This is a genomic window from Ornithinibacillus caprae (assembly GCF_009728145.1).
GTDB classification, from domain to species: Bacteria; Bacillota; Bacilli; order Bacillales; family Amphibacillaceae; genus Ornithinibacillus; species Ornithinibacillus caprae.
The window spans coordinates 279,738-306,584 of sequence record NZ_WOCA01000002.1; the positions used below are offsets into that span (position 1 = coordinate 279,738).

General features: G+C 36.6%; 24 protein-coding genes. 20 read left to right on the forward strand and 4 right to left on the reverse strand.

Annotation, left to right across the window (positions count from 1 at the left end):
* Positions 1-25: 25 nt before the first annotated feature.
* Positions 26-1,009: a M20/M25/M40 family metallo-hydrolase gene (locus GMD78_RS04075; protein ID WP_425495043.1), complete on the reverse strand. Its 984-nt coding sequence runs from the start codon at positions 1,007-1,009 to the stop codon at positions 26-28.
* 307 nt (positions 1,010-1,316) lie between these two features.
* Here GMD78_RS04075 and dacB point away from each other — a divergent pair, with 307 nt between their 5' ends.
* From dacB to GMD78_RS04105, 6 genes are all read left to right on the forward strand, one after another.
* Positions 1,317-2,837, forward strand: a complete 1,521-nt coding sequence (dacB, locus tag GMD78_RS04080) for a D-alanyl-D-alanine carboxypeptidase/D-alanyl-D-alanine endopeptidase (protein WP_155667383.1) — start codon at positions 1,317-1,319, stop codon at positions 2,835-2,837.
* A gap of 273 nt (positions 2,838-3,110) precedes the next feature.
* Complete coding sequence (locus GMD78_RS04085) at positions 3,111-3,599, forward strand: GyrI-like domain-containing protein (protein ID WP_155667385.1); 489 nt, start codon at positions 3,111-3,113, stop codon at positions 3,597-3,599.
* A gap of 159 nt (positions 3,600-3,758) precedes the next feature.
* Positions 3,759-3,896 carry a hypothetical protein gene (locus GMD78_RS04090; protein WP_196493717.1) on the forward strand — a complete coding sequence of 46 codons (138 nt, stop codon included), beginning with the start codon at positions 3,759-3,761 and terminating at the stop codon, positions 3,894-3,896.
* A 24-nt stretch (positions 3,897-3,920) separates the two neighbouring features.
* Positions 3,921-4,244 (forward strand): hypothetical protein, encoded by a 324-nt coding sequence (locus tag GMD78_RS04095; RefSeq protein ID WP_155667389.1) that lies wholly within the window; start codon positions 3,921-3,923, stop codon positions 4,242-4,244.
* Between the two features lie 239 nt (positions 4,245-4,483).
* On the forward strand, positions 4,484-5,395 hold the full coding sequence (locus GMD78_RS04100; protein WP_343042111.1) for a DMT family transporter: 912 nt from the start codon (positions 4,484-4,486) through the stop codon (positions 5,393-5,395).
* 240 nt (positions 5,396-5,635) lie between these two features.
* Positions 5,636-5,935, forward strand: a complete 300-nt coding sequence (locus tag GMD78_RS04105; RefSeq protein WP_246187552.1) for an MscL family protein — start codon at positions 5,636-5,638, stop codon at positions 5,933-5,935.
* 547 nt (positions 5,936-6,482) lie between these two features.
* Here the strand turns inward: GMD78_RS04105 and GMD78_RS04110 are convergent.
* On the reverse strand, positions 6,483-7,700 hold the full coding sequence (locus tag GMD78_RS04110; RefSeq protein ID WP_155667391.1) for a Bcr/CflA family efflux MFS transporter: 1,218 nt from the start codon (positions 7,698-7,700) through the stop codon (positions 6,483-6,485).
* A gap of 452 nt (positions 7,701-8,152) precedes the next feature.
* Between GMD78_RS04110 and GMD78_RS04115 the strand changes: the two genes are divergently transcribed.
* The 13 genes from GMD78_RS04115 to GMD78_RS21525 all read left to right on the forward strand — a co-directional run bounded on the left by GMD78_RS04115 (position 8,153) and on the right by GMD78_RS21525 (position 23,182).
* On the forward strand, positions 8,153-8,449 hold the full coding sequence (locus tag GMD78_RS04115; RefSeq protein WP_155667393.1) for a WXG100 family type VII secretion target: 297 nt from the start codon (positions 8,153-8,155) through the stop codon (positions 8,447-8,449).
* 308 nt (positions 8,450-8,757) lie between these two features.
* Entirely contained in the window at positions 8,758-12,270 is a 3,513-nt protein-coding gene (gene esaA / locus GMD78_RS04120) for a type VII secretion protein EsaA (protein WP_155667395.1), read from the forward strand.
* Positions 12,245-12,745: a type VII secretion protein EssA gene (gene essA / locus GMD78_RS04125; RefSeq protein ID WP_155667397.1), complete on the forward strand. Its 501-nt coding sequence runs from the start codon at positions 12,245-12,247 to the stop codon at positions 12,743-12,745. The genes esaA and essA overlap by 26 nt, the downstream gene beginning before the upstream one ends.
* An 11-nt stretch (positions 12,746-12,756) precedes the next feature.
* Positions 12,757-13,014, forward strand: coding sequence for an EsaB/YukD family protein (locus GMD78_RS04130; RefSeq protein ID WP_155667399.1), 258 nt, complete (start codon positions 12,757-12,759; stop codon positions 13,012-13,014).
* Positions 13,015-13,144: 130 nt separating this feature from the next.
* Positions 13,145-14,434, forward strand: a complete 1,290-nt coding sequence (gene essB, locus GMD78_RS04135; RefSeq protein ID WP_155667401.1) for a type VII secretion protein EssB — start codon at positions 13,145-13,147, stop codon at positions 14,432-14,434.
* A 57-nt stretch (positions 14,435-14,491) separates the two neighbouring features.
* The gene (gene essC / locus GMD78_RS04140; protein WP_155667403.1) at positions 14,492-18,994 is read left to right on the forward strand and encodes a type VII secretion protein EssC; all 4,503 of its coding nucleotides are present in this window, start codon (positions 14,492-14,494) and stop codon (positions 18,992-18,994) included.
* Positions 18,995-19,015: 21 nt separating this feature from the next.
* Positions 19,016-19,408, forward strand: a complete 393-nt coding sequence (locus GMD78_RS04145) for a hypothetical protein (protein ID WP_155667405.1) — start codon at positions 19,016-19,018, stop codon at positions 19,406-19,408.
* Positions 19,395-19,694 carry a WXG100 family type VII secretion target gene (locus tag GMD78_RS04150; RefSeq protein WP_155667407.1) on the forward strand — a complete coding sequence of 100 codons (300 nt, stop codon included), beginning with the start codon at positions 19,395-19,397 and terminating at the stop codon, positions 19,692-19,694. The genes GMD78_RS04145 and GMD78_RS04150 overlap by 14 nt, the downstream gene beginning before the upstream one ends.
* Positions 19,691-20,392, forward strand: a complete 702-nt coding sequence (locus GMD78_RS04155) for a DUF5081 family protein (RefSeq protein WP_155667410.1) — start codon at positions 19,691-19,693, stop codon at positions 20,390-20,392. The genes GMD78_RS04150 and GMD78_RS04155 overlap by 4 nt, the downstream gene beginning before the upstream one ends.
* On the forward strand, positions 20,393-20,728 hold the full coding sequence (locus GMD78_RS04160; protein ID WP_155667412.1) for a hypothetical protein: 336 nt from the start codon (positions 20,393-20,395) through the stop codon (positions 20,726-20,728).
* A gap of 4 nt (positions 20,729-20,732) precedes the next feature.
* Complete coding sequence (locus GMD78_RS04165) at positions 20,733-22,421, forward strand: pre-toxin TG domain-containing protein (RefSeq protein WP_155667414.1); 1,689 nt, start codon at positions 20,733-20,735, stop codon at positions 22,419-22,421.
* 13 nt (positions 22,422-22,434) lie between these two features.
* Complete coding sequence (locus GMD78_RS04170) at positions 22,435-22,758, forward strand: hypothetical protein (protein WP_155667416.1); 324 nt, start codon at positions 22,435-22,437, stop codon at positions 22,756-22,758.
* A gap of 253 nt (positions 22,759-23,011) precedes the next feature.
* Positions 23,012-23,182, forward strand: a complete 171-nt coding sequence (locus tag GMD78_RS21525) for a hypothetical protein (protein ID WP_246187553.1) — start codon at positions 23,012-23,014, stop codon at positions 23,180-23,182.
* A gap of 370 nt (positions 23,183-23,552) precedes the next feature.
* Here GMD78_RS21525 and GMD78_RS04180 read toward each other — a convergent pair whose 3' ends face one another.
* Entirely contained in the window at positions 23,553-24,443 is an 891-nt protein-coding gene (locus tag GMD78_RS04180; RefSeq protein ID WP_343042112.1) for a glycine betaine ABC transporter substrate-binding protein, read from the reverse strand.
* Positions 24,444-24,473: 30 nt separating this feature from the next.
* The gene (cudC, locus tag GMD78_RS04185; RefSeq protein WP_155667418.1) at positions 24,474-25,037 is read right to left on the reverse strand and encodes a choline uptake/conversion transcriptional regulator CudC; all 564 of its coding nucleotides are present in this window, start codon (positions 25,035-25,037) and stop codon (positions 24,474-24,476) included.
* A gap of 309 nt (positions 25,038-25,346) precedes the next feature.
* On the opposite strand from cudC, the gene betB reads away from it, so the two are divergent.
* Positions 25,347-26,816: a betaine-aldehyde dehydrogenase gene (gene betB / locus GMD78_RS04190; protein ID WP_155667420.1), complete on the forward strand. Its 1,470-nt coding sequence runs from the start codon at positions 25,347-25,349 to the stop codon at positions 26,814-26,816.
* Positions 26,817-26,847 lie beyond the last annotated feature (31 nt).

The following is a 26,847-nucleotide window of genomic DNA, read 5'->3' on the forward strand; positions in this document are numbered from 1 at the left end:
CCCAATTGGGACAAGGGACCTGACCCTATAAAATTGGCTCTTCATAATAATAATCTACTGGTACTGGTGCAACTTGTGAACGTTCAAGTGCTGGTGTATCTTTTCTAGCTACTTGATAAATAGCTGCACCAACAATATCTGCAACATCTTTCAATTTTTCTTTACTAATATAGTCGATAATGTCATCTTCTGTATGGTACCAAGGTTCAAGAGGTGTATGAATAAATAGTGCTGCTGGAATGCCTAGATTATGGAATGGAACATGGTCACTTCTACCAAGCTCACTGTATGGAACAAGCTCACTTACACGAGAACCTGCTGCAGCCCCTAGATCTGTAACTGTATTCTTTTCGCCATCAGCTGTAAACATAACTAGATCACCAGCATCCACACTTCCAACCATATCTAACTGGAACATGGCAACCGTACGCTCTACTTCGTCTTCGGTCATAGCTTCCGCATATCTTCTAGAACCCCATAATCCATATTCTTCTGCACCGAAGGCAACAAATTTAATCGTTGTATCTGTTGGTGTATTTGCAAAAACTCTAGCTAGCTCAAGCAATGCTCCAGTACCTGAAGCATCATCATTAGCTCCTGGTCCCCAAGGCACTGTATCATGATGTGCACCTACAATAATTTGCTGTCCATTGTCATGATTTTTCATGGGCTCTTTGACTGCTTCCACATTATAAGCTGTCACTTCATTTCCACCGGAAGGAAAAGTAAACTCATAGACATTGACATCTTTATAACCATAGCTTTCTAGTTCATCAACCAGATAGTCTACGGTTGCCAATTCTCCTTCAGTACCAGCTCCACGAGGTCCAATTACTTCAGATAAATATGAAATGTGTTGATAAATATTGTCCTCGTTTACTCTCTTAACAACCTTGTTGTCAAATGCTTGCCCTGACTCTCCATTTGAAGCTGCAAATACCGGTGTTGTTAGAAGCATTAAAAAGACGAAAAATAAACTAGTAAACTTATAACCTTTCAATAAAAACACGTCCCTTCTATTTTTTGCAGATTAGTGCCATGAAGCTAAGCAAAGACTAGCTTCCTAATTTTAAATATTCTTTTAATTTCAACGAAATCCTGCTTATTTCTAAAAAATGGTAATAAGGTAGGAGCTAATTTCAAGAAATTGATACTTAAGTATTAAAGTTGTTTTAATGTAATGGGAAAGAGAGTTCTGTAAAGAATAGGTAAATGGGTTCATTCTATTCTATTACCGTTCTATTTCCATGCTATTTTCGATATATTTTACTAACTATATATAAGATAAATTTTATAAAAGGGATGTGGACGAGCTGATGAAGGGAAATAAATATTGGAAAAAAGTTGTTATGCTGCTCTTTATCGTGGCAGTGGCATGTCTGCCATTTTCTAGCGAGGAAAAAGATCTTTTTGTAGTCGCATCGGATGAGCTAGCGGAAGGAACATCAAATCAATCATTAGATGATAAAATTGATCAACTGCTCGAAGACGAACGATTGGATGGAGCAATGACTGGTGTGAGTATTCGAAAAGCGAGTGACGGAGAACTACTTTATTCACATGATGGTGATATACGATTACATCCTGCTTCTAATCAGAAAATACTTACCGCTATTTCAGCACTTCGAACACTGGGTGCTGATTATCGGTTTACAACGGAAGTTTTAACTGATGGTAAATTGGAAGGGAAGGTTCTTCAAGGTAATTTATATGTAAAAGGAAAAGGTGACCCAACCTTATTAAAAGAAGACTTCGATCAGTTTGCAAATGAATTGAAGGAACAGGGGATTCATAAAATCAAAGGGAATCTAGTTGGGGATGACAGCTGGTATGATGATGTTCGTTTATCGACTGACTTAAATTGGGATGATGAATTTAATTATACTGCAGCCCAAATCTCAGCATTGACCATTTCTCCTAATACGGATTATGATGCTGGAACGGTTATCGTGGAGGTTTATCCTGGTAAAAAGGCAGGTGATCTTCCTGTCGTGAAACTGACACCGGAAACAGATTACCTTACGATCGTCAACAAAGCCGAAACAGTTGCAAAAGGTGAATCAAAATCTATTTCCATTGACCGAGAGCATGGTACAAATAAATTTATCATCGAGGGGAAAATCCCAGTCGATGGATCACTTTCTAGAGCGTGGCGAGCGGTATGGGAACCAACTGGCTATGCACTAGATGTATTCAAAAAGTCTCTGGAAGAACAGGGAATCGAGTTAATTGGGAATTCACAGGTGACGTTAGGTACAACGCCAAACGAAGCTACTGTTCTTACGTCAAAACAATCCATGACGCTTGAAGAGCTATTAATTCCGTTTATGAAACTTAGTAATAATGGACATGGGGAAGTACTTGTAAAGGAAATGGGACAGTTTGTTCATGGAGAAGGTAGCTGGAGTAAAGGGCTAGAAGTTATGGAGGAAGTATTAGCTAATAATGGTTTATCGATGAATTCGATTTTGCTGCGTGATGGTGCAGGTATGTCTCATAAAAATCTGATTCCTGCAGATCAAGTTACAAAACTACTTTTCGAAGTACAAGATGAGAGCTGGTTCCCTGTATTTGAAAATTCATTACCAGTAGCAGGGGAGCCTGACCGCTTTGTAGGTGGAACGTTACGAAACCGTATGACTGGGGATTCAACAAAAGGAAATGTAAAAGCAAAGACGGGCTCCCTAACTGGCGTTAATACACTATCTGGCTACGTTACATCAAAAGACGGCGAGAAATTGATCTTCTCCATCATGATGAACAACTATATCACCGGATCAATGACCCAAATTCAAGACACCATCGCAACCACACTAGCAGAGCATGAGTTTGAATAATTGGGGTCAGGTCCCTTGTCCCAAAAATTCCTCTCTTTACATTAGGAGAGGAATTTTTCTGCTTTTGTTTGCATGGGAATTGAACATTATTCTCTTTACGATTTACATTCCCGTGTAGGGGATGAGAAATGGGACAGTGGACCTGACCCCAAAAATGAGCCTCAAATTGGGACAGTGGACCTGACCCCAAAGTACCCCAAAGCTTTGATTTTCTGACTATTTAAATTATAATAAAAATTATAGTGGGTAGTAGTGAAAAAAGGAGATGATGAAATGGAACCAAAAGTAGTTCAGAAGAACGCAATTCAAATTATAGGGTATGAATTCGAAGCAAACTTAAAGGAGATTGAAGAACAACAATTGGGAAAAAAAACGCTTGAGAAATTAAAGGAAAGCGTGGATGAAATTGAAAATAAAGTCGGTGATCATGTATATATGACACAAATTTACCCAATGAGAGAAGATTTTGATGCAGAGGTACACCAATTCAAACAAATAATTGGTTTCGAAGTAGATGAATTAGACAGTAATATACCAAAAGGAGCAGTCCGGCATACGATACCAGAGAATGATTATGTATGTTATACACATCATGGCCTAGAATCAGAGTTACATAATAGTTATTCCTTCTTGTATGGTAAATGGCTAGAAGAGAATGGTTATGTTCCACTTGGTTACGATGTGGAACTATGGGGTGAACGATACCAGCCATATTGTACGGATAATCAAATTGACTTATTTATTGCAGTAAAAAGCAAGTAAGGTCTAGGGAGGGAATGACAAATGACTTCCACAGTATTGAAAACACGTGATCATCGAAAAATATATCAAGAAATATACCGACCCAAAACTGAAGAACTAATTATTCAACAACTTCCTGAGTGAAAATATGTTTCACAACGAATGGTTACTTCTTTTAATATGAACTGGGATGGAAGACCAGAGCCAAGAGATGAAAAATGGCTAGCATGGAAAGTGGTTAATCAAATTAAGCAAATCACAAAAAATGAATTACAATATAAATTTAAGTTGATGCCACCAGAGACTATTTGGCATTAAAAAGCGGATGGCGATCAGTGGATCGTGGATCAAATGATGTTAGTAGCTGATTGTACAACGGAAGAAATGTTTCTAAGAGCATTAAAAAAAATGAAAAAGAATTTACGAGTACAAGATTTACCGACAATTTCGTTTGTTGAACGCTCTCCTTCCTTATGTGCACAAAGACTTTATGTTGGTCATTATCAAAATACAAAAGAAGTTTTTGAAGAAATGAAAAAAGAATTAACAGATCAGGGATACCGAACGCTGGGCCCTCGTCGTGATATTTACCTGTTACCGGCAATGGACTGCTATCCAGCTGAAAAGTCTAAAACAATTATTTCTGTTGATGTGGAGAAAAAGTAGAATCTTAAACTTATATCCTGAGAGAAAAAGCATTTTGAACGGACTTTTCGTTCCAAGATGCTTTTTTATCATTGGCAGATAGAAAAGTATAAACTTTTCTATCCTGCATAAGTGCAACTAAGGCATTCACCATAAGGGCTTGGCGAATGCCAAGTTTTCTAATAGGCACATATCTGTCTCTGAAGCAGGTCTTTATGTATAATTAAATCAATTAAATTAGAAATCTGGTGAATACATCTGTGAGAAAAATATACATCGCGTTATTACTGATTATGATGACATGGGGATTTAATGTTTCGGCAATTAAAATATTGGTTGCTAATGTTGACCCTATTTTATTAACTTCTGTTCGAATTTTTGTTGCGGGAATATCCGTGTTAGTGATTCTAGCTTTCTTTAAAATACTTCGCTTGCCTACTAAAAGGGAAGTAATAGTTATTATCTTAATCTCTCTATTTAATGTGGTTATCCATCATATCTTCATAAGTGTAGGTCTGTCGAAAACATCTGGGGTTAATGCTGGTTTAATTGCCGGAACTACTCCATTATTTACCATGGTATTTTCGATCATTTTCTTAGGGAATCGAGTAAGTAAACTACGACTATTTGGCTTCCTCTTAGGTTTTATCGGTGTTGCTACTACATCCATTGCAGGTAGTGGGGGAATTGCTTCTGTCTCCGTAGGGGATATTTTGGTTTTACTTTCGATATTAGCTCAAGCCTATTCATTTATATTGATTAGTAAATTAAATCCTGAGCTTGATCCAAGGCTGTTAACTGGATATATGTTGTTGTTTGGTTCTGGACTTATTTTCATCGCAAGCTTATTTGAAGGATCTGATTTTCGACAATTAACGAAATTATGGAGCTGGGATGTGGGATTAGTCTTTATCTTCAGTGCTGTTGTTGCAACTGCACTTGGGCATATGTTATATAACTTCGCTATTAGAAAAGTTGGTCCTGCTGAGTCAGCTATTTTTACAAACTTCATTACATTTTCAGCATTAATTGGTTCCGCTATATTTTTAGGGGAAGCAATTCTGTTTACTCATATCATCGGATTAGTATTAATCGTATTAGGAGTATTGATAGGTACTGGTGTTGTTGAGTATTGGTGGAGGAAAAGTAGAAAAAAGGAAAGAGAAGTATAGATAATGAATCAAGTACTGCTGGTGCAATTTGTGCTAGCGGTATTTTTTTACATATGCTGGGTAAGTAAGTGCAACTAAGTTTTCAGCAATAAAGGCTTGTCAAAAGTTTAATATATCGGAAGTCTAACTTTCCTATTCCGTATGCTTTTTTTCTATAGAGATTTATCAATAGCAAGTTTTTAAATACTCATAGTCTGTCCAATCCTTTCATAAGTTTATGTTAGAAGGGGAGGTCTTACCATGGGGTTATTTCACGAATTCAAGCAGTTCACCATACGCGGAAGTGCACTAGATATGGGGGTGGGGGTCGTATTAGGTGCTGCGCTAAGTGGATTTATCGATTCCTTAGTCAGAGACATTTTACTTCCTCCAGTCGGATTATTGATATCAAAAATGAATATAGAAAATTTATATATTAGTCTCAATGGTCGAATATACCCTTCGTTGGAAGAAGCGAAGGAGGCTGGTGTTGTGACGATTAACTATGGTCTTATTCCTCTCACAATCTGTCAGGTTTATCCCGCATATAACGGGCAGTAAGCCCCCACTTAACCTACGAGGTAAAACCAAGGATGAGGTGGCGGATCAACTGCCCGTAAATGTCCGATTCGTTCATCTAACAATCATTGGGGGATAAAGCACGCCCCACTGATTGAAGATAAACTTTATTATTATATTGTTTATCGTTTTTCTCGCTGTAAGGCAGATTAATCGTTGGAAAAAACCTCATGAACACCCACTTGAGTCCATGACAAAAAAAGAGTGTCCGTATTGTTGTTTATCTATCCCGAATAAGGCGGTCATTTGTCCGCACTGCTCTTCACCGATTGCGGATAAGAAGAATGATACGGGACCACGTTGGAGAATAAGATAGTAGGAGGAAATCGCCTAACTAGTAGAAGAATAAAAAAGAAGATAAAGGTGGAACTTCCTCTGTTAACCTTCTTTTAAAAATAAGTGGTGATTTAAAGAGCAAGCAATTATTTTTGTTAAAAACCTAGGTCTTGCGCAATAAAGACTTTCAAAAAATAGGAAAAGGTCAGACCAACAGATCTGACCTTCACCATAAAACAGGGAGAGGTTTATATTATTGCCCAACGTCTTTGGTTTGATTCGTACTTCTCGTTAATGTAAAAAATACGATACATCCAATAAGGGAAGTACTAAATAAAATGAACCCCATTGGAATCGCTGAGGATTCGTTTATTCCAACAAGTGGGGATACGATCGAACCAAGTACTAATGGAAGCATGCCCAATACGGCACTTGCACTACCCGCTCGATGCCCTTGTTTTTCCATTGCCAATGTAAAGGAACTGGTAAGAATCATACCCATAGATGTCATGTAAATAAAAATTGGGATAACGATTAGTGCTAATGGTCCTTCTACCATGGTCATGATCAGTAGGAAGGTTGTTGCACTAACAGCGACAACAACGGCCACTCGAAGTAAGCTTCGCTCAGGTATGATTCCCCCTAAACGGCCAATGATAAAGCTACCAGAAATTATTGCCAACCCATTTATGCCAAAAAGAATGCTAAAAACCTGAGGCGACACGTCGTATATCCCTTGATACACAAATGGTGTACCCGATACATATGCAAAACTTCCTCCATGAATAAAGCCAACTACTAAAGCGTAGCCAATAAAAGAACGGTCTTTTATCAAATCACCAATGGTGCGAATGGAGTGACCAATCGAGCTAGGGATACGCTTTTCGGGTGGTAATGTTTCCTTTAATTTGAATGAAATGGTTATAACAATGATGATTCCAATGATACAAAGTGTATAAAATATGGAACGCCAGCTCGCAAATGGGAGGAGTAAGATAGATCCTCCAGCAATTGGTGCGATCATTGGTGCAGTCGCATTGATTACCATTAACAGCGCGAAAAATTTAGTCAGTTCCCGTCCGCTAAATACATCTCGGACGACTGCACGGGAAAGGACAATACCAGCAGATGCTGTAAATCCTTGGAGAAATCGCGCCAGTACCAAAATGATAATGTTTGGTGCAAGTGCACATAATAAAGAAGATAATGCGAATAAGGAAATGCTGATAAGCAAAGGGCGCCTTCTGCCGTGTGAGTCACTAATCGGACCAATAATCATTTGTCCAATCGCTAGACCTATTAAACATGCAGTTAAACTTAATTGTACTAATGAAGCACGAGCCCCTAAATCTTCGGCTATTTCTGGAAAACCAGGTAAATACATATCAATATTTAATGGACCTAATATGCCAAGCATACTAAGAAGAAAAGCTAAGCCTAGGCGTTCTTTTCCTGTTGGATTTTGTAACATGAGTGTTTAACACCTTTCTATTAATCTACGAATTGATAAATACAGTAATTATACGGTACAAGGAAGAGACTGTCCAATGTTAGAAATCGTAATCTATTAAGATTAGGTAGTTTCCTATACTAAAAAACACCCCTCTACCTATCGACACGATCCGACAAAAATCGATTAGTGACAGGCACTTGTCGAATTGGGAGGATCTAACAGGTAAAAAGGACTATTATTTTTATTGGGGATTTTTACCTGTTTTTACATGGAAAATTAAGGAATTAATGGTGAAAATAGTACCAAATAATCAATTTTCAGAAAATGGTAATATGTGCGTTGACATTATAAATATAGATAATTAGTCTTTAAGTGAGAAGGTTAATTCAGTAGGTTAAATGAATTACATAAGGTAATACATTTACTATGTAACCTCAAAGTTTTTATTTTTTAAAAGGGAGTGGAAGATTATGTCAGGTCAAATTCGGATGTCACCAGATCAATTACAAGACAAAGCCAAACGTTATGGTCACAGTGCGCAGCAAATTGATCAAATTTTAAGGGATTTATCAAACTTACAGGAAGAGTTAAGAGGTGAGTGGGAAGGTCGTGCGTTTGAACGTTTCGATGATCAATTTAGAGAATTAACACCAAAAGTACAGGACTTCTCCCGCTTAATGCAGGAAATCGAGATGCAATTAACGAAAACTGCTGAAGCTGTGGCACAACAAGACCAAGCTTTATCACAAAACTTTGGTTTAAGATAACTGTTAATCTAAGAAAAGAAGTCGTAGCTAGAAATCTATCGCCAGAGTTTAAACTATGACACAAGTAAGTATTGATGAGCTGCACGACTATAGTTGTGTGGCTCATCTAATATACAGTTAATGTACATAAATAGTACTAGGTAATATAAACCGGTGTTTAAAGAGCCACGAAACGAATGATACCGATTTTTATTCATTCCATGAGGACTAATACCTACATAATAATGCTTGTTTTACGGTATCTTCTACTATTTCGTAACACTATTGGGCTTATATGATAAATGGATTTTGTAGGAGTGGAGAAATAATTGAAGAAATTAGATAAAAGATGGCTATTATTTTTAGTATTAATTTTATTACTCGCTTCTGGTTTATCCTATCTTGTTTTAAAACAAGAGGATGAAACGAGAACGGAACAATCAAATGATACGCTAAAGATGAATATTGCCCTAGTGAATGAGGATGAAGGTGCACAATTTGGGAATGAAGATTTAACGTTTGGTGATGCTTTTGTCAGGAGTTTGAATAATAATGACGAGCACAATTGGTATGTCGTTAGCCGTGGTGTTGCAGAAAGTGGCTTGAACGGAAATACATACGACATGATGATTGTTATTCCAAATGATTTTTCCGAAAAAGCATTGTCAATTGATTCTGAATCACCAGAGCAGGTAGTGCTTGATTATAAAATCAATGCTTCAGATAATGAACAAATAAGATCTGAAGCAGAGAAAACAGCAAGCAATATATTAAATGACTTTAATCGTAGAATTATAGATGTCTATTTTGCAAGTATTATAGGAAATTTACAAGATGCGCAGGATTCTATTGGGGAGATCATTGAACAACAATCACAATACACGAATATGTATAACCATAATGTCAATGCCCCCCTTTCAAACTATACAAATCAGTTTGGAATGCTCAAAGATCATAGTCAATCTTCGAGAGAGACATTTTCAGGGTTTGAAGATACATTACAACTGTTTGAAAATCAGCTAGGAGAGAATATTGAAGCGGGTCAGAGCTACTTGACAGATGTAGATGAATTTTCAAATTTAAAAGAATCTAATAATTTATCACTATCAAACTTTAGTGATTTATTAACTCAATTCGATCATGCCTTAAAGAATGATGATGTCGAACAGAAATTAAACGATTTACAAGCAACCAATAACTTTATTTGTCAACAATTCAAACAAAGCATGGAACAACAAGATAATCTTGTCTTTGATTCTGCTGAATTACGTGCGTATTTTCTAGATGCAAATGAACGGGTGCGTAATGTAGAAAAAATACTAAACGATACACTGGAGTCTGATCTAGAGTCAAATATAGAAGACCGTTTGCGAAATATATTTGCCGAAGCGTTTAGTGATGGGTATATTTTAAATCCACGCACAATATTTGAAGAGCCAGATCAACGAGTACATGCTCGTATTCAAGATCAAATTGAAAAGTTGCCTTCATTAAATGAGGAAGATATTCGTGATTCTGGATTATCCGAGCAATTAGTTTTGCAATTAGTGAATGTTATTGCTGTAACAAATAAATATATAGAAGAGTGTTCAGTTGATGAAGATTGCGATTATACTCCTTCACCAAAAGATAACAGCAATATGCTAAAACACGAAATTCAAGCAATTAAAGACCATTTAATATCAACAGGTGTTACAATAACTGATTCGGTTGAACTACCAAAAAACGAAAAAGAAGGTCAGATTTTTAAGTTGGAAATCCCTTCTGAATATGATCTAACCCGATTAGTGTTGACGTTACCAGGACATGATGAAGCAGATTATACAAGCTCTTATAAAGAAAATGGCGAAGTAAGATTACCTGCTAATGAAGAAGGCATATTCACGGTGTCTATTTCGCTTAAATTGAACGATGAATCTAGTGACATTGATGTATTTCAACCAGCAACATGGAGTTGGGAAATGGAGCAAAAAAATATTACCAACGTGGATGAACCAGAAGAAGTTGCTGCCATTGTATTTAATGCACCTCTAGTTGCAAGTGTGAGCACAGAGTCTAGGGAAGGTACAGATGAGAAAGAGAGCAGTCAAGAAGTAAGCAATGATCCTAATAAAGAAACATCTTCGACAGAGGAAGAAAACCTAAAGGATTCTCAAAACGAAAGTAATGATTCAGGAGAAGAAACTGAAAATAATGAAACGAAAACAAACAATGATTCTACGGATGAGACCCCAGGAGAAGACAACAGCGATCCTGTAAATGGCGACGATGGAGAAAGTAATCCAGATGGGGACGAACCAGACCCAGACCCTGATCCTGAAATCATACGAGTAGAGGTTATCAATAACTTTATTCGCCACAAAGTGATGTCTTCAGTTCATGAAGAAGGGATGAATCCAGATTATGACTCAAGTACGGAATTACTTATCAATGCAGCTGTTCATACAGTAAGCAATTATCAGCAACTAAGATCCCAGTACGAAATGTATTATGGACTTGATATGGATAGTCCAGGACTAAAGCGACGCTTAAATAGAAGTTCCTTAGCTAATCTAGCTACTGAGTCCTCACTATACTATTTGTTCAATGAACAAGATATTGAAGAATTGCTAACGAACTACGTTATTTCAAACGTAAAAAAAGGAATAACCGAAGAAATTCGTACACCAATACAACAATTAGAAGAACAAATATCGACGTATCGAGAAATCGCTGAGTTAGCTGAACAGAATTCGAATGAATTAGTAGATAAAGTAATGAAAACATCTGAACAGGCTGCATTATTAAATGATAGCCTACAAGAAACCTTGAAAAATGTTTCCCGTTGGCGTGAGTCAAGTCTTGAATTAATTGATAAGCAGAGGGAAGTTCAAGCAAATAATGATAATGAACAACTCGAACTATTATCACTTGGTAATGAGTTTCAGCCACTTCTTTCTGAAAGTCAGTCCCTTGTGGAACAAGCAAGAAGTAACCTGGAATCAGCCGATACAGTTTATCAGGCCTTTGAGATGGTTGATACTCAAGCGGATACTATTGAACAAAGCGGAGAAGACTTAGTTCAATTAGCTAGTCAATTATCTGCAGAGATGACGGATAAACTAGTAGAGGATCAGGAGTTTGCAGATAATTTTACTGGTGTTCTTGCAAATAGCCGTATAGGTGAAAGACAAAATGAAAATTTATATGAGTTTCTATCTAATCCTATTCAAACTAGTAATGAGGGAACCATTAGAACTCGAGAAACCTTTTCACCTTATTTACTAGTTCTCACCTGTTTTATTGTGGTTTTATTTACAGCGTATGTTATTTCCACTATTCAGCAAAGAAGAGTGGAACATGATCAGTTCTCGGCTGATAAATCGTTAATCAGTAAGAATTTACCTATTACATTAATTACTGCTAGTATCGGAATCTTAGAAGGAATCATAATTGGTTTAATGTCTAGTTACTTCCTACAAATTTTAGAAGGAAGTATGATCATCTGGACATTATTAGTAACCTCTGTCATGGTTGCTATGCTCCTAATTGCAACCTATTTGTTAAGACAAATAAAAATGGTTGGAATGTTTATATTGCTAATTATATTTAGCTTGTATTTATTCTTATCCAATGCATCTGGTACTGGATTAGAGACAATGAACAAGTTAAAAGTATTTTCACCTTTACAGTATGTAGAGTCTTTATTGCAACAAGCAGTACAAGGAAGTCCTAATTATGCATTAGCAACTATCTTTTTACTAGGATTAATCATCATAGGGACTCTAGCTAATTTATTTGTCTTCCATCATTTTAAACAAAAAGGAGAACTAGAAGATGAAAGTACAGCAAAAGCTAGTTAAAGCTATGCTATTATTTTCCACTATTCTACTGATACTAGGTGTAAATATACATCTAGTATCAGCTGAGTCTAGTTCTAATAATCGAGGAAGCCTGGAATTTAAGATTGATCGTATAGAAAAAAGTAAAGAAACCGACAGAGAGATCAGTGAAACAGAACTAGAAAAGGTATTTCCGTCTTTGTTTTCAGAGGAAACGGAAACTACTATTCATGATCAACAAACAGAAGAAGAAAAATTATTGAAAGAACTGGAACAATCTCTTTTTTCCATGGAAACTGAGCCAAATGAAACGCTTGAAGATGTGAAGCAAACATTGTTTACAGAAGATTATACAGTAACCGTGTCACAATCCATACAAGACCAAGAAGAAGAGAAGAATTCAGGGTTGGGCAATTCCGTTATAGCTGTTTTCAGTGGGTTTGCTTTTCTCTTATGTGGTGGAGTTTATGTGATGATGCGCAAAATGCTAGATTAGGAGAGTGAAAGATGTCTCAACAAACACATATTAATGTGACATTTGATTTTAGCAAACGACTATATTCAGATAAAAAGTATGATTTACGTGTTCCAGTTCAATTGTCTGTCAAACATTTGCTCCAAAGTGTTATGGAGACGGTAAACATTGATTATGATGCTGATTCACGATGTGCTATTAAGGTACTTACTAAAAATCTATTGCTAACAGACGATGATATTCTATCCGATTACCCTGTGTCAGATGGAGATATTTTTATCGTATTATAACGATTATACATTCTACGTGCGTATTCTTGGGATTGGAGAATAAGGAGTTGGAAATATAATATACAAATGAACCGGGGAGGCTAGAACCCTCACCAAATGAAGTTTCAATCTAATGAAGGGGTCAACTACTATGCAGGAAAAAACAGTACAAATGGATAAACTTACACTTCAGGTTAAGGTAGAAGAAGGCAGTTGGCAATTCTCACTTCCAAAGTCAGAAACAAGTATCAAAAATGTCAGACAAATGGATTTGATAAAAGATCCATCTGACTATTTCGTTCCACTTTCTATTGAAGAAAAAGAAGATGTATTTCTATTTAATATGCGTATCGATTCAACGATGAAACGTTGGGAACATGTACAAAAACTTAACCGAAATGATAAATTGCGCCTATTATGCAATGTGGCTCGACTCGAACAATTTCTTTTTACGAGAATCACATTTTTCCTTCATCCAGATAATCTTGTTTTCGATGATAATTTAATGCCTAAGGTTGTTTACCGAGGGATTCGCAATGTCGTTCCTCCTTATGAAATGGATGAAAAAGTATTTTTGAACCAATTTAAGTGTTTTATCATTGCACTTTTTTCAAAAAAATATAATTTTGATCAGCTATATAATGGTTCTTTGAAAAATGCAAAAGAAACCGATTTTCAGCGTCAAGTGAGTGAAGTGGATGATCTTAAAGAATTGTACTCATTATTATTAGAAAGCTATAAGAAGGAACAAAGGAAAGTAGAAAAAACGATGGAGTTAGTTCCTACAAAACGTTTTCGTTTATTTAAACAGTTATCCATTATCATGATTGTAGTATCTGTATTATTAGCTGCTCCACTTATATATTATGGGTTTGTAAAAAGTCCTTATCAGGAAACATTGTTGGAAGCACATGGTGAGTATTTAGCTTCTGATTATGGAAGTGTCATTTCCACTTTACAGGGAGAAGACCCTGAGAAGCTGCCAAATCAAACAACGTATATCCTTGCACATTCTTACATTAATGTGGAGAAATTATCTGACCGGGAAAAAGAAGCGATTATGAAAAATGTAAGCTTAAGAAGTGATTCGGACTATTTACTATATTGGATCTATAATGGACGTGGTGAGTTTGAGGCATCAATTGAAAAAGCTAAATATATAGATGATCCACAGCTCATTATGTATGGATTAATTAAACAAATAGAACAGGCAAAAAATAATCCTAACTTGACTGGGGCGGAACGTGATGAAACGGTTAGTTCGTTACAAGATGAATTAAATAAATATAGAGAAGAATATAACTTAAATGAAGAAGATGATGAACTTCAAGATAATGTAACCGAAACAGAGCAAAGTGAAATTACGGAAAGTACCAGTACAGAAGAGGAAACAGAAGAAGAAACAGAGGAAGAAAGTGAAACTAGTAATGATGAGGAATAGTAGTTTCATAGGAAAGCAAAAACTTCTACGGTTGGAATAGAGAGAGGAAGTAAACAGATGGCACAAAAATTACTCATGATCATGTATCGTAACCAATTACATAAATGCCATTTATGGGAAGATAAAGCTAAAACAATAACGATTAGTAACCAATGGGCAGATACAATTACATTTCAGGATTTAGAAGACTCTTTTACCGTTGAATGGGATGGGGAACAATGCCACGTAGGAGAAGAAATTATTAAGGAATATAACAGTATTTCGGTTTCAGGGGAATTGCTAGAGTTTTATCTATTAGACCTAGAGAAGGTTTATACATATGATTTAGCTGGGAAATCTTCGTTGACAATAGGGAAAAATGAATATGATGATCTAACTATTGAAGGAATAATGGCTGATTTGGTACTTGTTCGAGAGGATATGAATCCTTCGTTCACACTTGAAGTTCAAAACGGAACTATTTATCACAATTTTTTTCGAGTAAAAGAAAATGCTCAGGTAGAACCAGGTGACCAACTATTTGCAGATGGAGTTCTGCTTATCTTTGGAGACAAAGAGATTCAGGTTATGGCTTCACATAAGCAGGTATCTTCTAAACTAGTAGCATTGACGGAAGTAGAGCATCCCTATCAAGGAGAATATCCTAATTTTCACCGATCCCCACGGATTATTTATCGAGAGCCAGAAGAAAAAAAGACAATTGCTAAGCCGTCTAATAAACCGGCTAAGCCTAGTGAACAATTAGCACGAACTATTGTACCACCATTAGTAATGATTGCAGCACTTGTCCTAATTTCTTTGGTTCAGCCTAGAGGTATATATATTATTGCCATGCTCTCCATGACTATTGTTACCATTATATTTTCAATAACTTCTTATATGAAAAATGTAAAAAAGTATAAGACAGACATGAAGGAACGAGAGCAAAGCTATAAAGAATATTTGCAGCGAAAAACGAAAGAGCTCTACTTAACGAGTGAGGAACAACGCCATGCTTTAATGTATCATTATCCAAATGTGAGTAAAATTAGTGAAATGGCTGTAGATGTGGATGCTCGAATATTTGAAAAAACCATTTATCATCATGACTTCTTAACCTTTCGAGCAGGCTTAGGGAAAGTTGAATCGAGTTTTGACATTGAGTTTAATGAAGAGGAATTTACCCAAGAAAAAGATGAATTGATTGATGCTGCACGAGATCTGCTTTCTCAACATAAAGAAATTCAACATGTTCCTGTTATTACTACCTTAATGAAAGGTCCGGTAGGTTACATTGGCCATCGAAAACTTGTTATAGAACAATTACAGTTATTAGTTATACAACTATCTTTGTTTCATAGTTATCATGAATTACAATTTATCACTATTTTTCCAGAAGAGGAGAAAGATGAATGGAATTGGATGCGGTGGTTACCACATGCTAGCTTACGAGATGTAAATGTTCGTGGGTTTGTTTATCATGAACGCTCAAGAGACCAAGTATTACATTCCATGTATCAGATTATTAAGGAACGAAAACAGGCATTAGAAGAGAAATCAAATAAACACGAGAAAACCTATTTTACACCACATTACACAGTATTAATTACAGATGAGAAAATGATTCTCGATCACACCATCATGGAGTTTTTTAATGAAGACCCAAGTGAACTAGGTATATCGCTTGTATTTGTTCAAGATGTCATGCATGCCCTTCCAGAACATGTGAAAACAGTTATCGATATCCGAGATGCTAAACATGGCAACATTATATTGGAAGAGGGAGAATTAGTTAATAAACATTTTATACCGGATCATTTTCCTAAAGACTTTGATAGAGAAAAAGTATCTCGTGCACTAGCACCTATAAACCATTTGCAGAATCTAAAAAATTCTATTCCTGAAAGTGTCACTTTTTTGGAAATGTATGGGGTAGAAAAAGTTTCTGAGTTAGCTATTTCAGAGCGTTGGAAGCAAAATGAGACGTATAAAAGCTTAGCTGTACCACTTGGTCTGCGCGGGAAAGATGATATTGTTCAATTGAATTTACATGAAAAAGCACATGGTCCACATGGTCTAGTTGCAGGTACTACTGGTTCAGGGAAATCGGAAATTATTCAGTCATACATATTATCCCTTGCAGTTAATTTCCACCCGCATGAAGTTGCCTTTCTATTGATTGATTATAAAGGTGGGGGAATGGCGAATTTATTTAAGAACTTGCCACATTTAGTTGGAACCATCACGAATCTTGATGCTGCACAGTCCATGCGAGCCCTTGCTTCGATAAAAGCGGAATTACAGAAAAGACAGCGACTTTTTGGAGAACATAATGTGAATCATATTAATCAATACCAAAAGCTTTACAAACAAGGTGAAGTTAGTGAGGCAATGCCTCATTTGTTCTTGATCTCCGATGAATTTGCGGAGCTGAAATCAGAGCAACCAGATTTCATGAAAGAGCTTGTTTCTACGGCAAGGATTGGACGTTCACTAGGTATTCACTTAATCCTCGCTACCCAGAAACCAAGTGGCGTGGTGGATGATCAAATCTGGTCGAACTCAAAGTTTAAATTGGCATTAAAAGTACAGAACGCAAGTGATTCCAATGAAATCTTAAAAACGCCTGATGCAGCAGAAATTACTTTACCAGGTCGAGCTTATTTACAGGTTGGGAATAATGAGATCTATGAATTATTTCAAAGTGCTTGGAGTGGTGCAGATTATGTTCCAGACAAAAATGATCAAGATTATATAGATACAACCATTTATGCAATCAATGATCTTGGACAGTACGATATTTTAACAGAGGATTTAAGTGGACTTGAAAATAAAGAAGAAATTTCGAAAACACCATCAGAGTTAGATGCCGTTATTGACTATATTGCTGTTTATACGGAAGCACAACAAATCGAGCAGTTACCAAGGCCATGGCTTCCACCACTGCCTGAACGTATCTATGCTCCTGATATTCATCCAGTAAATTATCAGGAGGCATGGCAGGAGCCTAAAAAAGTATTACATGCCATGATTGGTCTTCTTGACCAGCCAGAATTACAGAAACAGTCACCACTAGCTATTGATTTAACAAAAGATGGGCATATTGCTGTGTTTTCCAGTCCTGGTTATGGAAAATCAACCTTTTTGCAGACGGTTGCGATGGATCTCGTACGTCAGCATAATCCGGCGCATTTACACTTGTATTTACTTGATTTCGGTACCAATGGATTGTTGCCTTTAAAAAATATCCCACATGTTGCGGACACGATTTTAATAGATGATCTAGAGAAGGTTGGGAAATTTATTCGTATCCTCACCAACACCATAAAGGAACGAAAACAAAAGCTAAGCAACTATGGGGTTGCGAATATGACAATGTATGAAAAGGCAAGTGGAGATATCGTACCAAATATTCTTATAATGATTGATAACTTCGATTCTGTTCGTGATGCAGACTTCTCGGATGAGTTTGAAAAGCTTATTACACAAATTGCTCGTGAGGGAGCCAGTGTTGGTATCCATTTAGCCATTAGTGCTGGAAGACAAAGTGCAATGAAAATACCGTTGCTTTCTAATATTAAAACGCAAATTCCATTGTATTTAATCGAAACAACGGAGGCTCGAGCAATTGTTGGAAAAACAGGTATTGAAATTGAAGAAATTGCTGGAAGAGGTCTTATTAAATTGGAGGATCCCGCATTATTTCAAACTATGTTACCAGCTGCTGGAGAAGAATCTTTAGAAATTATTGATTCAATACAGCATATTGCAAAAGAGATGGATGCTTCTTGGGATGGGGAGCGACCGAAGGAAATACCTGTTGTTCCGGAAAAAATAACGTTAGAGGAGTTTATTCAAATTCCAAAAACAAAAGAAATGATTACTAATGGTGGCATTCCATTTGCTGTAGACTTTGAATTAGTTGAGCCATTAGAGGTAAACGTTATAAAAGACCAAAATACATTAATTTTAGGCGAAGTAATGGATACTATCGAGGAAACATTCTTGACCGTTATGAGTAGTATTTCAGCTAATCCGCATATTGATGTAGGTTTAATAGATAATCAATCAGCTAGATTTAGAACATATAAAGAGAATACAAATGTCTATGCTGGTGATCCAACATCAATGGAAGAATTCACCGTGTGTATTCAAGAGCTTTATGAGGCGAGAGAGGATTCATATCGAGAGACTCAAAGTAAGACAGATGGTCAAGCGACGGTAAATGATTTTCTCCAAGAGATTCGTCCAATGGTAATATTGGTGACCGATGTCTCTTATGTAATCGATAATATGTCGTTATCTACTCAAACGACTATTTCAAAATTGATCGAAAATGGGCCGCGAATGGGTATTTACTTTATCATTGGAGCGGTGCACAGTGCGATTGATCGCTTGTATGATGATATAACAAAAGTAGTGAAAAAGCAGAAGAATGGTGTATTAATTGGCAGAATATCCGATCAGAACATGTTAGAAGTTTCTAATAGACCTTATCGTGAAAGTAATTTATTACCGTATGAAGCGTATTATATACAGCAGGGCAAGGCTGAGAAAATTAAAATTGTGGCACCTTTTTAATATAGAGGGGAGTAATAGGTTATGTTTGGTTGGTTTAAAACAGATACCGAGAAGAAAAGGGATGATTATCTTAAGCTCTATGAAAAGTTGCAATCTGCAAGAGAATATCATGATAAGAAAGTAAGTGATGCAGAAGCGGCTTATTCGAGCTATATTCGCTCTGTACCGTACATGTCTAATTATAAAATACCTTCTAATGATTTTGATCCAAAACGTGAGGAATTAAATGGTAAGTTACAGCGGTACTTTGATTACGAAAAAAGGAAAAGAAATGATATTGTCAATGCAGCTTCTAGAGCTTATCAGCAATACGAACATTATAAAGCAATGGCAATAAGGGAAGCAGAAGCTGAAAGAGCAAGAAGAGAAAAAGAAGCGAAAGAGCGATTGGAGCGATTATATGGGCGACGTTAAAATCGATGGGAGTAAATTAAATGAGGCAAAGGCTGCAGCGCGAGCGATGGAATCTTCTTTAAAATCAACTTATCGCCAATGTGAGAGTTTGATTTCTATTGTCCAATCAGCATCATGGAAGGGGAAATCTCGGGACGCTTTTATTACTTATTTGGAAATTATTAATCAATACCACAAAGAGTTAAAGGAAGCTGCTACACTTCAAACAAAAGCGCTAAATAATTTAGAAGGATACATTGACGATTTCAAGAAGGATAGTTCGGTTAGGGAAGTGAGAAACCTATGACACAATTGTCAACTGATGCATTTAATGTTCCTGAACTGTATTTATTGGCAGCAGCTTTCGGTGGAAATGTATTGTTTGGACTTCCTGAAAAGGAAATCTATCAATTGAAGGGCGAGGAAGTGTTTGAAGAGGCTCATAATCGACTGATTGAGAAACAGATTATAACACCTGATGGAAAGATCACAAAAGCTGGTGCAATCATCATCCAAGCAATTGAATATTATCACCAAAGTAAAAAGTATGTCCGAATCAATAATATAATGTTTGCTTTTAGTGATCATAATGACGATGAATTAATTTTACTCGTGGAGTTGGAAGAAAAGTCTCTATATAAATTATTTGTTGTATCAAAAGCTATTGTCTTAAAAATGCTAGGAGAGAAGTTTCCAATCATTCTTAGAGAACCTCAGGAAGAAGAGAAAACCTTCTTGAAAGAGGAATTATCCAATCAAGATCGACATGATACGGAACAATATGATCCTGGAAGCTCGCTCATTAACTTAGAATTCTTTCATTTGGATAATCAACCACAAGAAGCTACAAATCCTTCTTTTTATCAGCAGTGGTTAGCTTTTGTGAAAGAGGAAAAGTTACTGATGGTTGATACAGTAAAACGCAAATATTACCATGCAAGTCAATATTGGTTTTTAAAAGTACTCTTTGATGAGATGGAATTCCCCTACAAGGAGGCGAAGTAAATGCATAAAATAGCGACAACTGGTGCGGCTGCAGGTGCTTCAAATATTACGATAAGTACAGATGAAATTACTTCCATTTTTAATCAGTTACAAGCTATTATAACGGAATTAGATAGCAATGTTACACCAAATATTAAGAAGCTTGGAGAACTGAACTTCTATCAAGATGGAAAAGCAAAAAAAGCTATGGCTGCCTATGCTGAGGCAAATGAAAAAATGCTTGATTTACATGATAACTATGTTCGGGCTTCATCATTAGTAATAGAGGTATTAAATAAAATGATGGAAACAGATCAAGCAATTGCCCAACAAATTATAGCAAAGTTGGAGGTCTGATGCGATGGATGTAAAATACATCCCTGCAGACTGGGAAAAGATGAAATCTGGTCTGGGTGATCTAATTGGATTAGGTCGCTGGGGAAAAGGGATGATCGATGACCTAAAGGATATTACGGATAACTTAGAGGATGCTAAATCTGATATTGCTAAATATGATAGTGACGGAGTCGTTTCCTTCAGTCATATCGATCGGGAGCAAAACTATCAATCTTTGTTTGATGACTTCAACGTATTACATACTTTCTCAGGAAAGGTTGGAGATATCGTAGATCGAACGATTGACCAGCCCTTTTACGAAGATATCGATACTTTCGTAGAGACGATGCGGGATGCGACGATATCGAAATATACAACGGAGAATCGAATTGGTGCGACAGAAGAACAAACGATATACTATGGTCAAGGGATGCAGGAAACACGAAAGGTTCCAAAAGCTGAAGTTAGCCTGGATGATTTACTGAGCGGGGATAATTATTACGCTGAACAATTGAAGATTGAATATGACATGTGGAAAGCAGAACATCCTGATCAGGATTTTTCTCAGGAAGATTACCGCATGGCAGCAGTTAACATGCGAGCATTTGAATATGATTCAATCAAGGATCAGCAATACAACAAAGAATTTTGGGTGAACATTGCAGCGCTAGTCGTGATTGTAGGAGCAGCGATCGTTTGTCCACCAGCAGGATTAGCATTGGGAGCAGCGTATGGTGGTATGGAGATCAGTACTGCGATTACAGGAAAGGACTGGATATCAGGTCGAGAACTGGATACGGGAGAACGTTGGTTCAGAGGTGCACTAGCTCCATTAGACATCGTCCCAGGGGTAGCGGGTATTAAGAAATTCAGTTCTGGCGTACGAGTTGCTAATCAAGCTGCAGACTTAGGTCAATTTGGCTTAAAAACGGGTGTAAAAACAAGTGTTCAAAAACAGTTAAGCCATGTTGGAGACATGGTGGTAGCTGCTGGGAAACAGACGGAAGCCAGATTGCGTAATGCGGGAAGGGTAGTGAAGGATAAACTAGTAAATGATACGATAGACCTTACAAAAGTAACAGATAAAGCAGTAACAGTAATTAAGCCGCGAGAAGTAGTAGAGGTCGCCGGTATTGGAAAAATGTTCATGAAAGCAGAAAACACACACTCCATTGAGAAGTGGGCTAAAAGTAAGTTTGGTAAGACAGATGGGGTGAATGTTGGGGGAGTTAGGAATGCAAATGACCTCGAAAAATTCGCCTATAATATGATTGATAATCCTGGACCATTATCTAAATTACGTGGTAATCCCGCAGGGAATTTTTATGGAGGCAAATATAATGTCGAAGTCTTAAAAGATGACCTTATTCTATACAGAGCCGGAGAAGCAGGAGGTTTAACTATGCTAGGGAAAGAAAAAAATGCTTTAGGACAATGGTTTACAAGAGAACCTGCTGAATCAGCAATAAAGGTAAGGATTGATACAGCTGTTAAACCACAATGGATAGACCCCAAAACGGGAATTTTAACAGGTACTTCACCTATTAATGCCACTTACAAGATAAAAATTCCTAAAGGAACCACTATTTACGAAGGACCAGTAGGTAATCAAGGAGGGGTTTATACCGGAGGGATGGACTATAATCAAATATTTATATCGGAACCTTGGAAGATAAAGGGGATAGAAGTTCTAAAAGAAATACCTCTAAAATAAAGGAGTTTTTTATATGGATAGTAATGCTGACTTAATTCAACTGAAACAATTGTACACTGAATTATTAGACATAACTGAGAGGCATGGAAAAGGAGAAATAGATTATCAAATTCAAGAAATAAAGAATGTTATTAATATAATACACGGCACGATTATTAATGGTGATAAAGATTCTGAAGAAGTACTACAAAAAGTTAGGAAAATTAACCGCAATATTTATCCACCAAGAGGGGGATTAACTGATTTTTTTATTTGGAGTAATGATGTTGATCAAAGGATCAAGCTTAATGAACCACTAAGTAATATTGGTAATAAAATATGGGAGATTTTAAACTGACTTCACTGCAAACAATATTAATAAGTTCTAAATAAGGCTTATGGAGCTTAGAGTACGGATGACCTGAATGTTAAAAATGCTGAAGATTATTTTAATTATATCAATGATATTGGAAAAAAACAGATTTAACAAGTGAAGAAAAGTTTGCTAAGATTTAAGATGCGTATGGTGCATTTGAAGTAAAAGGTGATGTCACAGTCGTTGCTGATATGAAGTATCTAAAACTGGAGGCTTTTGGCAGGAGGCGTTTGGATTGCAAAATAAAAGTTATGAAGTAATAAAAGATGAGATGAAAAATGAGTTAATAGAATATTTTAAGGATAAAATTGGGGGTTTTTCAATCTCAGGACAAACAGATACACCTTATACAATGTTTAATATGCAGTTTACAATGTATAATTATTTTAATGTTATTCTCAATTAGATAGAGTAGCTTTTGGTTTTTCAATTATTAATGGAGATGTGGGAATAAATTTAGAAAACAGTCAAGAATGGTATGACAAAGCTGATATGAACATATTTTTGAAGGAATTAGAACAACAAATAGAACTAAGAATACCAGATAAGTTTTTAGAATTTTATGGATGGAAGTAATTTTTCATAAATAATTAATAAAGTAAATGGAACAAGAGAGCCAACTGTAATAAGTTATAGAATATTATGGTTGGCAATCTTTTTATGGATGAAAATTTTTGTGTTAAGAATGCCCGTGATGGAGTTTTTTTGTTTCCCATTGCCTGGGGCATACTATTCGATAAAAAAACTGCACCCATATCAAGGTGCAGTGTTTCACTCTATTGGATCCATTCATCCACTAAATCTTGATTGTCTTCAACCCATTGTTCAGCGCCAGCAATAGCATCTTTTCCATCATCTTCAGCTTCTTTTACATATGTCATTAATTCGCCAATGGATTCATCATCCATTTTCCAATTTTTAATCCACTCCGCTACTTCAGGGAAATCTTCACTAAATCCTATACGCGTAGCATGGTGAATTTTTTCGACTTCTCCGAACATGTTCATAGGATCTTCTAAATATTTTAAGTCTAATGATGAGAAGACCCGGTGTGGATTCCACAATGGAACAATAATCGGTTCCTCTGCTTCAATAGCATTCTCTAATTCCTCTAACATCGCAGGTTCAGAACTAGGAAGTAATTCATAATCAAGGTTATAGTCTTCGATCACATCTTGAACAACTAGCATGGTTCCAGCACCAGGGTCAAACCCAGTAATTTTTCCTTGGAACTCATCGGTAAAATCGTTCAAGTCCTCAATAGAGTTTATATCTTCCATATATGCTGGAACAACCAGGCCAACTTTTGCATTGTCGTACCATGTTTCTTCTGAAAAGTTAATTTGTTCATCATATTGTTTTACGTATTCCGCATCCTGAATTGGCAGCCATACTTCTACATTAATATCTAATTCATCATTTGCAAGTGCCGCCATTTGTGTTCCCATATCAAGCAAATGAAACTCTACATGATATCCTTGTTCTTCGAGAATAACTTTCCACATGTTAGTGACAGCAATATTTTCTGCCCAGCTAATTTGCCCCATATCAATGGTTGGTTTTTCTGTATTTTGCTCCGTTCCTGTTTCTTTTGTTTCTCCGCATGCACTTAAAACCATCACCGCAATAACTGTTAATATGAATGTTACTCCTTTTTTGAACATCATTGGTTAGCATCTCTCCCTTAGTTGTTTTGTTTATTTATCTTGAGTATCTGTTTCTTTCGGTAAAAATTTATATATTTCTTCTGAACGTATACTTTCAACTAGCTTTTCCAGCCAGCGATAATACACTTTGGATTGATTTAGTAAGTCGTAGTGACTTTTTGCTTCTTCACGAAGCTCATCAGAAATCGTTTCATCCTCAAAAATTTCTGCCAGCATATTTTCTGCTTCATGAATCGCATCCATATTCATTTTTACTTCCCGTTCCCACATTTGGCAGAAGTAGGCCATAAAGGAATGGAAAAAGTCTTTTTCAGCAGTGTACGTATGTTTTCTAGTACCACGCTGGAATTTTTTCTTTACCATTTCGATCTGCTGTAATTTTCGAACATTCGTGCTCATGCTGGGTTTGCTCATTCCAAGCTCTTCCCGCATTTCGTCTAAATTCATTTGATCCTGAAAATACATGGTGGCATAAATTTTTCCTGCTGCAGGTGTTACTCCATATAAATCCATGGTTTCGGAAATAGCTTGTATGACTTGTTCTTTAGCTTCTTCTAGTTGCTCTCTTGCCCTCTCATCCTGTGGATTTTTCAATAAAAATAACCTCCATTTGATTATGGTTCAATTAATTAAATTTTTTCTTAACAAATTAAATATTATACAAAGAAAAAATAATGTCAAATAAAATTAAGATTAATATCCGCTTTGATGCTAGTGTTCATGCATCTTAGAAGAATATTAGATTATTTGAAAGCGTATTGTTTTAGCTACCATTTTTATAAAAATTATATACGTCTCTCTTTGACAAACAAAAAAATCTGTTTTATGATTAATTTTGTTCAAAACGTTAAATTTTTTCTTAACAAACTTAACGAAATAAACGTAAGATTAGGAGGGAATAGTTTGGATATCAAAAAACAATACATCAATGGTGAATGGATGCTTGCCCTCTCCAAGCAGACGAGAGAAATCATCAATCCATATAATCAAGAAGTGATCGCCACGGTTGCTGAAGGTAACGAAGAGGATGCAAAACTAGCTATCCAAGCAGCTAGAAATGCGTTTGATCATGGAGAATGGCCCGAAACTTCTGCTACGGAACGTGGAAGAATGGTTAGCAAAATTGCTGAATTAATTGAACGAGATAAGGAAGAATTAGCGGAAATGGAATCCCTGGATACTGGAAAAACAGTAGAAGAAAGCAGGGGCGACATGGACGATATTGCAGGTGTCTTCCGGTATTACGCAGAGCTTGCGGATAAAGATGGTGGAGAGATCATTGAATCTCCGGTTCCTAATTCAGTTAGTAAAGTCGTAAAAGAGCCAGTTGGTGTTTGCGGACAAATTACGCCTTGGAATTATCCATTATTACAAGCTTCATGGAAGCTAGCGCCAGCCTTAGTGACTGGCAATACATTGGTAATGAAGCCAAGTGAAATTACACCACTAACTACGGTGAAAGTATTTGAATTAATGGAAGAAGCTGGTGTTCCAAAAGGTGTAGTTAACCTAGTTCTAGGAGCTGGAAACACGGTTGGCGCCGAGCTTTCTTCCAATACTGATGTTGATCTTATTTCCTTTACCGGTGGTATTGAAACGGGAAAGAAAATTATGCAAGCAGCTAGCAGCAACGTGAAAAATCTAGCGTTGGAGTTAGGTGGTAAAAATCCAAATGTTGTGTTTGCGGATGCTGATTTTGACACAGCCGTTGATCAAGCATTAAATGCTGTATTTTTCCATGCTGGACAGATTTGTTCAGCTGGAACGAGATTAATCGTAGAAGAGAGTATCCATGATGAATTTGTAGACGCACTTGTGAAACGTGTAGATAACATTCGACTCGGTAGTGGTTTTGATGAGGAAACGCAAATGGGTCCACTAATTTCCGAGCAGCATCTAAATAAAGTGGTTAATTATGTAGAAGCTGGAAAAAAAGAAGGCGTCACAGTAGCTACAGGCGGTAAGCGCCCTGAAGATCCAGCACTAAACAATGGCTTTTTCTATTTGCCGACTGTATTAACTAACTGTACAACGGATATGAGTGTTGTTCAAAATGAAGGTTTTGGACCAGTCATTACTGTAGAGAAATTTACAACAGAAGAAGAAGCTATGAAACTAGCAAATGACTCTATCTATGGCTTAGCAGGCGGTGTTTGGACGAAGGATATCGCAAAGGCAGAGCGCTGTGTTGCGAAAATGCGTATGGGGACAGTTTGGATCAATGAGTTTAACTTATACTTCCCGCACGCACCGTGGGGTGGCTTCAAGCAATCAGGAATTGGTCGTGAGCTAGGGAAACCAGGTTTAGAAGAATACCAGGAAACAAAGCATATTTTCCATAACTTAGCCCCACAACCAATTAATTGGTTTTAATAGATAGCTAATCGATAAACAACTTGAGGAG